Origin of the sequence: Hungatella sp. SL.1.14 (assembly GCF_024460495.1) — a bacterium.
GTDB classification, from domain to species: domain Bacteria; phylum Bacillota; class Clostridia; order Lachnospirales; family Lachnospiraceae; genus Hungatella; species Hungatella hathewayi.
The window spans coordinates 74,544-86,302 of record NZ_JANFYJ010000030.1 but is presented as its reverse complement, the minus strand read 5'-3'; the positions used below and the strand labels follow the sequence as shown (position 1 = coordinate 86,302).

Genomic DNA, 11,759 nt, shown 5'->3' with positions numbered 1-11,759 from the left:
TATCCCATCGCAAGAGTAAGACCCCTTGAAGACGACGAGGTAGATAGGGCAGAGGTGGAAGTGCGGTAACGTATGGAGCTGACTGTCACTAATAGGTCGAGGGCTTAACCAAGTTGGTTTAGGAAAAGAGGAAATAAGAACGGATGAAAAGATATGTACAATGTGTGGTTTTGAGGGTATATGTTCAAAAAAGGCGGAAATCCTGGTTGATGGATTCCCGCCTTTTTGTTATGATTCCCGCCTTTTTGTTATGCATGAAACGGGATTGCAGGTCAAGGAGCTTGAGAAAAGGCTGGCCTCCGGATAAACGGCCTGTATGACGCCCGGATTTTCTCTCATTCTGTAATTAAGGAGTTGTTGGCACGCAGGATATATGGTACAATCAGGTCAATAATGAGAACAGATGGAGGCCACTATGTACGAACGGATGCTGAATAAGAAGGAAGTACCAACAATTGCTGTTATGACCGCGTATTGCGGTGAAAACGGCGGGTTATTTACCTCACTGAACGAATGGTTATCCAGAACATTTGGAACTGAACAGAAAATAGTCTTTCCATATGGCAGCCAGTACGGCTGGGGAATCGCTCACAAGCTGAAACAGAAACTGATGTGCAATCTCTTCGCTGAAAATAACAGTTTTACAGTGATGATCCGATTGTCTGACAAGCAGTTTCAGTCTGTCTATGGCCAGCTGCAGCCCTATGCACGGGAGTATATCGATACGAAGTATCCCTGCGGTGACGGTGGCTGGATCCACTATCGTGTTACATGCAGGGAGCAGTTTGATGATATACAGAAACTGCTGGCTGTGAAGTGTTCGCGCTAAATGCTTCAGAAGTCTCTGGTTGAGGCGAACGAGGTGATTTGAGTTTTACTTATGTATCCATTATAATGATTGGGAATACATATCAGAGTCTTAACTATTACGTATCAGGAATATTAAGCCGGTATTGAACGCATCACTTCAATACCGGCTTTTCATACTGAAAATACTTCTTTTGGACAGAGCCGGAAGGCAACATTTCATAAAGGTTCCTAAACTGATGCATAGTTTTTTCTGATAATAAGGAAACTAAAAAGGCTGCTAAAGGCACAGTCCGCCATTCCGGCGTCAGGTGTCTTTGCCATACAATCACTTATAAACGTCTGACTGGAAAAATGGAGGCCTGTCATGGAAAATGCAAGGAATATCAAACGATATGAGGATTATCTGAAGAACGAGGAAAAAGCCGATGCCACCATACGTAAGTATTTGCATGAAGTGGAACAGCTGCTTGCTTATATGGATAAAGCCGAGATCAGTAAGGCGGCGATCTTACAGTACCGGCGTTATCTCAGCAGCCAGTACAAAGCGGGGACTGTCAATGGTAAGCTTTCGGCCATTCACTCCTATCTGGAATTTATGAATATGGATATGTGTAAGGTGAAATTCCTGAAGGTACAGAAAAAGGCCTATATCGATGAAGAGCGGGAACTGACGGAACAGGATTACCGAAGACTTTTGGACAGCGCAGGGAGAATGGGAAAATCACAGCTCTATTATCTCATGATGGTATCTACAGCACCGGAATCAGGATCAGTGAGCTGCCATACGTTACCGTGGAGGCAGTCTGCCAGGGAAAAACAGAGATCTATATGAAGGGGAAATGCAGGCTGATTATCTTTCCGAAAAACCTGATTAAAAAGCTGAAGGAATTTATCAGAAACGAAAAAATAAAAAGCGGCTGTATCTTCCGCACGAGAAGCGGCAGAGATCTGGACCGGAGCAATATCTGCCACTCCCTGAAGCGGCTGTGTGAGGAAGCCAGAGTAGATCCGTCAAAAGTGTTTCCCCATAATTTCAGACATCTGTTTGCAAAGACCTTCTACTCCATTGAAAAGAATCTGGCCCACCTTGCAGATATTCTGGGTCATTCATCGATCGAGACTACGCGCATCTATGTGGCGGCAAGCACGAGACAGTATGAAAAAGTCATGAACCGGATGAGGATCGGTTTAGACAAAATAACCACAGAATAACTATTCTGTGGTATCCGCTGTCTGAAAAAACACAGAGACCCCTTACCATATCTTCCATTTTTCTTCCGTAGTTCATAAAAATGGATTCTATCCTGCTACACAAGCAGACCGGCAAGAAACAGAGTTCTCTCCGGTCTGTTTATTGTGGGTAAAACCATGGATATGTACATTGACTCCCCCTGTCTTTTGTTGTAAAATAAACAGAGTTTCATTTATTTACTTTAAATAAGGCTTCCGGATACCACAGAATAGTTATTCCGTGGTATCCGGCGGCTCATACGAATGAGAGAAGGAAATCATATGAGAGCGGTATTGATCATTATCATTGAAAACTGCAAAAATCAGACGATAAGCGGTTGGCTGCAGTCTTTCTACGAGGAAAAACCGGTCTGCTTCCATGGGCTTGATCACATGCTGTTTCTGATCGAAGAAATTCTGGACAGTGAAGGGGTTCCGGCCGAAAACGGAGAATGCCGTCACCTGGTAAAAATGGATCCGGTAAAAACAAAAAGAAGAACGAAAAAAATTACGCATCCTGAAAAGTTTGGGCGAATGGTGAAGTTTTGCCCTGTTCGAAACCGCCTGAAAACCGGAGAAAATGTATTTACCGTCACGATATATTCCAGACAGAATGCAAGCATACAGGGAATTATAAGAAACAGCAGAGGAAGCGCCAGCTTCAGAAGCGGTCTGGAAGTGATCCGTATCATGAATGAATGTATGTTTGCCTCCTGCCTGGGAGTTTATGACAAAGGAGAGAACGGAAGGGAAATCGAAGTGTCTGAGATCATGCATGATATGCGGCAGGCCCTGGAACAGGAACAGTTTATTATTTATTTCCAGCCGAAATTCGATCTTGCCACAGATACGGACTATGGCGCCGAGGCGCTGGTGCGCTGGAATCACCCCAAAGCCGGCCTGATCCCGCCTGGAACCTTTATTCCGCTGTTCGAGAAAAGTGGTTTCATCGTCCGCCTGGATTACTACATGGCGGAACATGTGTGCCGGATTATTGGTAAATGGTGCAGTGATGGAATAAAACTAAATCCCATTACCATAAATCTTTCAAGGATAACGCTCCTTGATCCGAAACTGGTCGATATACTGCTGAAAGTGACGAAGAAATACCGCGTTCCGGTTTCGCTGCTGAATCTGGAAATAACGGAAAGTGCTTATGCCTCCGATTCAGATCAGATCATGGCTGCCATCCGTATGCTGCGGCGCGTCGGTTTTGTGACTATGATGGATGATTTCGGCAGCGGCTTCTCCTCTTTAAACATGCTGAAGGATATCGATGTAGATGTTCTTAAGGTGGACATGAATTTCCTTTCCGGAGACATACTGGCCGGAAAGGGGGAAATTATACTCACATCTGTGATCCGGATGGCCGGGAATCTGGGGATACCGGTAATTGTGGAAGGCGTAGAGACGCAGGAGCAGAGGAATTTCCTCGCAGCTATCGGCTGTGACTATGTTCAGGGGTATTATTACGCGAAGCCGATGCCGCTGGAGGAGTATGAGAGGAAGTACATATACAGGACTGAGGAATGATCGACTTTAAGCGGCTGAAAAATCGGATAGCAGCTCGAGAAAACCATTAAGACTGGTAATAAATTGTAAAAGTTGGTTGGATAAACTTTACAGTCGTATGAGGATTTATCAACGTAGCCGCTGTTTCAGTTCTGTGCTATAATAAACAGAATATAGGAGAAACGGGGGATAAGCGATGGACAAAAGCAGAACCAAAATATTTCTTGTGTTTGGAATGTTATTTTCTTTCATCTGTGTAACTCTGTTCTCCATGATTTATATGGCGAAGGATAATTACTTTAATAATACGATATTTCAATATTTTAATATCAGTAAAGAGTTATTTGGAAAATTAATTTACATAGATATCAGTAAATCGGTTCTGGTATGTGGAATGAATATGAGCAGTCTGCTGTTTTTAATCTGTAATTATACGCTGTCACAGATTGACTGGCCAAGGCAGCAGCGGAGACTGCGAATGGGACTGGTAATTTTCTGGCTGGCTCAGGTTATTCTGTATAGTCCTTTTTCTGTCCGGTTTTTCTATTATGGAGGCCTTGGCTTTTTTCCGGATCCGATAGTTTTTCGACGTGTATATCAGGTTTTTCACAGGATAACGGTAAGCGGTAATTTTTTAACTATATTAATGTCGTTTGTGTATATGGTCAGGAATGCTGTCAGAAAAGAACCGATAAAGGATTTAAGAGTTATGAAGTGGTCGCTGACTACAATGAATGCGGGAATCTGTATTCTCTATTTTTATATGTATTTTTCTTTACCGGATTCTTTTTTGTGGATGTCCAGAGCACTTAACTATACCGCTTATAAATCTTTGGATATGCCTCCCTATATACGTTTTATGAAAATGATTCCCTATCTTGTGATTCTTTTTTTATTGTTTCTTCTGTTGAGTTCTTACCGATATGACCGTGCGGCGAGAAAACTCAGGGAGAAAGATTATGTATTCTCAACCATTGCTGCTTCTTCAGAAATATCCACCAGGGTATTCAGCCACTATATTAAAAATGAAATGCTGGGCATTTTGTCGGAGGCGGAATGGGTGATGAAAGCTCCGGAAGAACACCGGGAAGGTCTGGAAACGATTCGTAATAGTTGCCTGGAGGTTTACGAACGATTAGATCTGCTCCAGCAGAATGCAAACCGTATTGTATTAAATCAGTCCTTAAACAATATTTTGATGATTCTGGCGGATACGCTTAAAAAGAATAAAGAATTGTTTGCAGAAAATAAAATTAAGCTGATTGATACTGCTGAGAATAAAGAAGTGAAAGTGTTTTGCGATGCCCATTACATGGATGAGGTCTTCCAGAATTTGATTCTCAATGCAGTTGATGCAATGAAAGATCAGCTGGTAGGAGAACGAACGATTACTGTGACTACGACGCTTTATGACAGGCAGATAAAAATCGAATTCAAAGATTCAGGGCCGGGAATCAGCCCGTCTGTTATGGATAATTTATTTGAACCATTTATTTCAACCAAATCGACAAAGCATAATTGGGGAATCGGTCTTTCCTTTGTTAAACGGATTATTCAGAGTCACAATGGGAAAATAGAAGCGGAGAATTCTACTGATGGAGGAGCTGTTTTTTCAGTTTATCTTCCGATTGTAGAATAGATGGAGGATATATGGAAGATAAAGAGATAAAAGTGATGATTGTAGATGATATTCCGTCCCTTTGCCACAGATATCAGGATATCTTTGAACACACGCCAGATATGAATGTGGTATCTGTCGCACATAATGGATATGAGGCTGTATTAAAGAGTGCAGTTACCAGGCCGGATGTTATCCTTATGGATATAGAAATGGAAAGCAGGTATGCGGGAATTACAGCCACGCAGCAGATTTTATCTGAACTTCCGGAGATAAAGATAATCATATTGACGGTTTATGAAGAGGATGCAATGGTTTATGCGGCTTTCCAGGCCGGTGCCTGCGATTACGTTCAGAAGACGGCTACCAGCGCGAACATGATTCAGTGTGTCAGGGATGCCTATTATGACCGGTCCGTGATGAAGCCAAAGGTTGCAAGAAAGATCAGGACAGAATTTAAGAGGATTAAAGATCAGGAGGAAAGTCTCATCTACAATCTTTATCTGATTCAGCTGCTCACGGATACCGAGCGGGATATATTGAGTGCGCTGCATGAGGGATTGTCTCAGAAGGATGTTTGTAAACAGCGTTATATCGGTACGGCGACGATGAAGACCCATATACGGAATATTCTTCAAAAAATGAAGTGCAAATCGATTGAGGATGTATTGCAGAAGGCGGATTCCAGCGGCTTTTTTTACTATATGGAAAAAGTGAAGGAAAGGCAGGCTCAGAAGAATCAGCCATTGGAATAGAAATGAGAGGGTTATGCATAATGACGGAAAACGATTAGAAAATCTAATCGTTTTTTCGTTATAAGGATTTGCAGAGAAAAGACCAGCTTGTAAGAGTTGTTAAAAATCACTTATAATCGCTTTATCGCAGGGAAGGTGGTTAGCACCCTGGAAAACTAATTGGAAATCAAAAAGGAGAGGGAGGAAAAGTAACATGACAAAACGTATGATACCAATGACTTTTACAGCACTTATGGCGGCCGCAGCACTGGCCGGCTGCGCAGGAAAAACACCGGAGGGCACACCGGCAGGAACACAGGAGAAAACTCAGTCTGAAGCTCAGTCAGACACAGTTTCAGGAGGAGACAGTTCTGGTAAGGTTCAACTGAACTACTACGCATGGAGCGAGGGCGATTATCTTCAGGATATTGTGGATGCTTACAATGCACAGAGTACAGTAGCAGAAGTGAAGATGACGCAGGTAAACAGCAATGACTATGAAGATAAGCTGTTCACGATGCTGGCAGGGAAAAATGATATCGATATATTTAACCTTCGTTCGGGATCGATGGCCAGTGATTTGGCATCAACAGGAAATCTGGTCGATATTTCCCAGAATATCAAAGACAGTGGGTTGGATCTGGGAATATACGGCACCGGTTTTGCTGAAACAAAGTATGATGGTAAATTCTATGTGCTTCCCTATCGGTCCTCTTCCTATGGCCTGTTCTATAATAAGAAAATGTTTGACGAAAAAGGAATTGCTTATCCGGATAATCTTACATGGGATGAATACGGAAAGCTTGCTATGGAACTGACTGAAGGTGAGGGGAAAGATAAAATTTATGGAAGCTATATTCCGGATTGGAACAGCTGTACTTATGAAGTGCTCCAGAAGGGATCGAATCTGGCGGACGATGATCTCACTCCTTTAAAAATTTGGATGGAACGGCTGAACCAATATTATAATATCGACAATTCCCATATGAGTTTTACTGATATGAGAAGCAGCGGAACCGATGGAATTAATTTCTTTACTACCGGTAACTGCTACATGTATCCCGGCGGTGAATGGTCCATCAGTGACGCGCTGGCAATGCTTAAGAAGAACCCGCAGCTTAAGGATACCTTTGAATTGGGAATTGCCATGATTCCACAGGTTGATAAGGAGGGGGAGAAGCTCACGATAGGAGGCGTAAGTACCTTTGTCGGAATTAATGCTGCCTCGGAGAAGCAGGAAGCCGCCTTTGACTTTGTTCAGTTTATGGCTGGCAAAGAGGCTGCTCTGATCACGGCTTCTTACGGCGCAATTCCTGCTTACATTGACGATGATGTTGTGTATGCCTTTGAAGAATCGATCGGTGTGGACGGAGCGGGCAATATGCTGGATATCAGCAAGGTTTCAGAAACTTTGTTTATACCTGGATACAGTGATATCACCAACCTTTATGTGGAGGAACTGGAGCTGTACCTGATTGGAGAACAGACCCTTGATGAAGCGGTAAAGAATTTTGAAGAACGCAGAGCGGAATTGAATTCTTAAGAGGGGAGCGTGCGTTTTATGATGCAGAGCAGCCGGCGAAAGAGGGAATGGACAGGCTGGATGTTTGTCCTGCCGAGCCTGATTGTTTTTACATTGTTTATGTTTCTGCCGATTATTTTGGGATTCTGGTATAGTTTGACAAACTATACCGGACTCTCGAAAACCTATGATTTTATCGGTTTTGGCAATTACGCCAAGTTGTTTTCTGATCGTTATTTTAAAGTGTCTATTAAAAATAACATCATCTATGCAGTGCTGTTTTCCACGATGACCATGCTCATTTCCCTGATACTTGCATCTCTTTTAAATCAGCTTACGAAGTTTAGAAAGCTGTTTCGAACATTGTTTTTTCTGCCCTATATTTCTTCCATGGTCTCTGTAGCCGTTATTTGGAAAATGATTTTTAATCCGGCGGGCGGCCCTTTAAATACGATTTTACAGCAAATAGGAGCAGCCAATCCGCCGCAGTGGCTTGCATCAACAAAATGGGCGTTATTTGCAGTGGTTATTGTCTCTGTATGGAAATCGTGCGGATATTACATGTTGATTTTCCTGGCTGGGCTGCAGAATATACCCGATAGTCTGTACGAATCTGCCGCTCTCGACGGAGCAAGTAGTCTCAAAAGATATTTTAAAATCACACTTCCCATGATAACGCCAAGTATTTTTTTGAATATGGTTCTGGTGACAATTAATTCATTTCAGGTATTTGACCTGGTGAATGTAATGACCGAGGGGGGCCCCGGTATGAGTACCAATGTGTTGTCGTACCGGATTTACTATGAGGGATTTAAGAGGATGAATATGGGGTATGCGTCTTCCATCGCGTATTTCCTTTTTGCCTTGATCCTGGCGGTAACGGCGGTTCAATTCCTGATGCAGAAACACTGGGTTCACTATGATTAGGGAGGAGAACGGATATGATACAATCTAAAAAATGGCAGGTGCCTTTTTATGTGCTTATGAGTGCCCTGTCTCTTACGATGATATTTCCTTTTTTGTGGATGGTTTCAACGTCATTTAAATTTGATACCCAAGTGTTTACGGTGCCTGTTGAGTGGATACCTGATCCGGTCAACTTATCGAATTATACGCAGGTCTGGGTGGAAGAACCATTTCTTCTTTATTATAAAAATACGGTAGTGGTAGCAGTATTTGCCACAGCGGGTCAGGTGATTATCAGCGCAATGGCGGCCTATGCATTCTCATCTATTGAATTTAGGGGAAAGAATATTTTATTTTCACTTTACCTGGCAACTATGATGGTGCCGTGGCATACAATTATGATTCCACAGTATCAGATCATCAGCAGACTGGGACTGACAGATACTCACGCAGCCCTGATTCTGGGGCAGCTGGCCAGTGCTTTCGGTATTTTCCTTCTGAGACAGTTTTTTCTCACAGTACCCAGAGAACTTATGGAAGCAGCCAGAATTGATGGGGCCGGAGAGGGGTACATATTTTCGAAGGTGATGCTCCCGCTGGCGAAGCCGGCGCTCTCTACACTGATTATTTTTACATTTGTGCAGGTCTGGAATGACTATACGGCGCCGTTAATCTATTTAAATACAAAGGAAAAGTACACGATTCAGCTGGGACTTACCTTTTTCCAGTCGGAACATACGATGCAGTATACTGTTATTATGGCGGGAACGGTATGCGCCCTGATCCCGATTATCATTACGTATCTTATATTTGAAAAACAAATCACAAACGGTATGGTACACAGCGGACTGAAAGGATAAAGAATACAATGAAACTGTCTAATATTTTGCTGGCGTCTTCCCTGTTCTATTTTAGAATCCCAAGAGAAAAATGGGCAAAAAGAATGAAACTTCTTAAGACGGCCGGCTATAATACAATTGATGTTTATTTCCCCTGGAACTATCATGAAACAGCTCCGGGAATATGGGATTTCTCAGGAAACCGTGATGTATATGCTTTTTTGGAACTGGCAAAAATGCATGAGCTTTTTGTGATTGCACGGCCAGGCCCATATATTTGCTCGGAATGGGATGGAGGCGGACTTCCCGCATGGCTGGCTGCAGACGGCGTTTCTGTGAGACAGGACGATGAAGAGTTTCTGAAGCGGATTGGAACATGGTATGATCATATTTTGCCTGTTCTGGAACCATTTCAGATAAGCAGAGGAGGAACCGTACTCTGCATGCAGATTGAGAATGAACTGGATTTTTTTGACTGCAAGAGCCCTGTAAGCTATATGGAGAAGCTCATGAGTATGGCAGCGGGCCATCGTATTGATATCCCGCTTTTTTACTGCTGCGGCCAGAACGATTTACTGCGTGCGGGTGGGCTGACACCGGGACTTTATACCGCGTTTAATGTGTATTCAGATTCTAACTCTCCGGGGACGGAGGAGAGAGCACTTCATCTTTATTCTACTGTGTCTGATCGGAATATGCCGTTTTTAATCACAGAGACAAACAGGGAGCACAGTTACTTAAAGCGTCTTCTGGCATGTGGTGCAAAGCTGCTGGGACCTTATAATCAGACTGCCGGCAATACGATGGAGTGGTATAATGGAATTACCAACTGGGGAACACGTGAGAATCCCATCGCGCTGATGGCTGCTGATTATGATTTTGATTCCATGATTGGCTCTGCCGGAGAGGTAAATGATCAGTTCTACGAATCAAGGCTTCTGTCCGGTCTGCTGAATTCATTCCCGACTGAGTTTGCGGAGTCGGTTCCAATGAAGGCGGAAGGTATGGTGATTCAATCCAGCCAGCCGGTAAACGCGGTGATTCCCCTGCTTCATACGACACGGGGAGATTTCCTGGAATTGTCCAATCTGGGCCGGAAGGATACCATTCATCTGCAATATCATGACTTTGAACTGACCCTGTTAATGGCGTCTCTGGAGACCAGACTTTTGCCTGTCAATGTTGTGCTTTCAGACAAAAAGAGGATAACCCTCTTATACAGCAGTTATGAGATTGGCTTTGTTGAGGAAAAAGAGGACCGTACTACAACAGTAATGTACGGCTATGGGGACTTTATTGCAGTACTTGATATGGACGGAGAAATAAAGACAGTAAACGGCGGGTATCAGGATGAGTCTTTTAACCTGATTGTCGGATCGCCGAAGGAGATTGCTGTGATGCCGATTCCCGGTCTGCCTGATATGAAGGGGAAGCTGGAGGAGCAGGCGGAGGAACGGGTGATATCCCATCTGTCCATAGCTGATGCAGTATTACCGGCAATTAAATTTGAGAAAACGCCAGTACAGCCAATGGAGAAGATCCCACAGTACAGAGGAATCGGCTGTTACCGTTTTTCGGTAGAAAAGGGCGGAGAATTCCTTTTCCAGGAAGCGGCAGATATTATTACCATATGCCGGGACGGGGAGCAGACAGATGTGATCTATGGGAGAGGAGACAGCATATTTCGTCAGTTACAGCCTGGAATTTACCAGATATATACGGAAATTTGGGGACACAGCAACTTCGATGATATACGCTGTAAGTCTCTGAGAATGAATTCTCTGAAGGGGATTGGGAAAATTGTTCGTATCAATGGCAGAGAGGATATCAGCGATAACTGGCTGTTTGATCTGGATGAACAGCCGGTGGGCGAATGGTACTTTTTCCGTCACTCCAATTATAATACCATAATGGGAATTGATTCCTACAGCAGGGCGGTAAGTCCTGTCAGAGGCGTCTACAGCAAATGGATTACTGTGCCAGATAATGCGGATTCACTGTATCTTCATTTTTCCAGGGCGGACTGCATCATTCATGTTTACGTAAATGGGCATTTAGAGGCAGATGTGCTGAAGGATGATCCTGTCGTCGATATCAGCCGCTATGCAAAAAATGACCGGATTGAGGTGTGTCTGAGAACAGAACGTAAATTTTCCACCGACCGGGTAGGAAACGTTACATTAATTGCAGGAAATGCACAGACGGACTGTGAGTACGGTATGCTGCCGGTGGAAACGTTTAAGATGCCCTTGCAGGCGGTTCAAACGACGTATCCCATAAAGTTCCGGAAGGGAAAAAATTATGTGATGACTCTGCCGCTGGAAAGAAAAGACGGGAAGGAAATGAAACTGTTTTTCCAGGGAAAGGATATAAAACTGACGATTGTAAACAATCACAGAGTAATCAGCAGACTGGTCCTTCCAAACGGTTCATTTCCGGATGTAAAAGGAGGAAGCCGGGATACTGCATATATCAGCGAGGAATGGCTGGGAGCAGAGAAACCGGTTATCTGGTGCCAGACAATTGGAAATGAACCGGAGCTTGAGGAGGTAAAAGTCTGCTATTATAGCTCTGTGTGTGATGCATGA

General features: G+C 43.5%; 8 protein-coding genes, 1 rRNA gene and 1 pseudogene. All 10 read left to right on the top strand.

Annotation, left to right across the window (positions count from 1 at the left end):
- A 23S ribosomal RNA gene (locus NE473_RS25525) occupies nucleotides 1-112 on the top strand; the annotation flags it as partial.
- Nucleotides 113-415: 303 nt separating this feature from the next.
- Complete coding sequence (locus tag NE473_RS25520) at nucleotides 416-829, top strand: DUF3788 domain-containing protein (protein ID WP_055652072.1); 414 nt, start codon at nucleotides 416-418, stop codon at nucleotides 827-829.
- Between the two features lie 345 nt (nucleotides 830-1,174).
- Nucleotides 1,175-2,047, top strand: a pseudogene (locus NE473_RS33220) (tyrosine-type recombinase/integrase).
- 275 nt (nucleotides 2,048-2,322) lie between these two features.
- Nucleotides 2,323-3,573, top strand: a complete 1,251-nt coding sequence (locus tag NE473_RS25510; protein ID WP_242866253.1) for an EAL domain-containing protein — start codon at nucleotides 2,323-2,325, stop codon at nucleotides 3,571-3,573.
- A 175-nt stretch (nucleotides 3,574-3,748) separates the two neighbouring features.
- Nucleotides 3,749-5,191, top strand: coding sequence for a sensor histidine kinase (locus NE473_RS25505; protein ID WP_022032417.1), 1,443 nt, complete (start codon nucleotides 3,749-3,751; stop codon nucleotides 5,189-5,191).
- Nucleotides 5,192-5,202: 11 nt separating this feature from the next.
- A complete protein-coding gene (locus tag NE473_RS25500; RefSeq protein ID WP_022032416.1) occupies nucleotides 5,203-5,925 on the top strand; it encodes a response regulator transcription factor in 723 nt (240 codons plus the stop codon).
- Nucleotides 5,926-6,118: 193 nt separating this feature from the next.
- Nucleotides 6,119-7,447 carry an ABC transporter substrate-binding protein gene (locus tag NE473_RS25495; RefSeq protein WP_055652071.1) on the top strand — a complete coding sequence of 443 codons (1,329 nt, stop codon included), beginning with the start codon at nucleotides 6,119-6,121 and terminating at the stop codon, nucleotides 7,445-7,447.
- Between the two features lie 18 nt (nucleotides 7,448-7,465).
- Nucleotides 7,466-8,353 (top strand): carbohydrate ABC transporter permease, encoded by an 888-nt coding sequence (locus NE473_RS25490; RefSeq protein WP_055652070.1) that lies wholly within the window; start codon nucleotides 7,466-7,468, stop codon nucleotides 8,351-8,353.
- A gap of 14 nt (nucleotides 8,354-8,367) precedes the next feature.
- Nucleotides 8,368-9,192 (top strand): carbohydrate ABC transporter permease, encoded by an 825-nt coding sequence (locus NE473_RS25485; protein WP_022032413.1) that lies wholly within the window; start codon nucleotides 8,368-8,370, stop codon nucleotides 9,190-9,192.
- An 8-nt stretch (nucleotides 9,193-9,200) separates the two neighbouring features.
- A complete protein-coding gene (locus NE473_RS25480; protein ID WP_055652069.1) occupies nucleotides 9,201-11,759 on the top strand; it encodes a beta-galactosidase in 2,559 nt (852 codons plus the stop codon).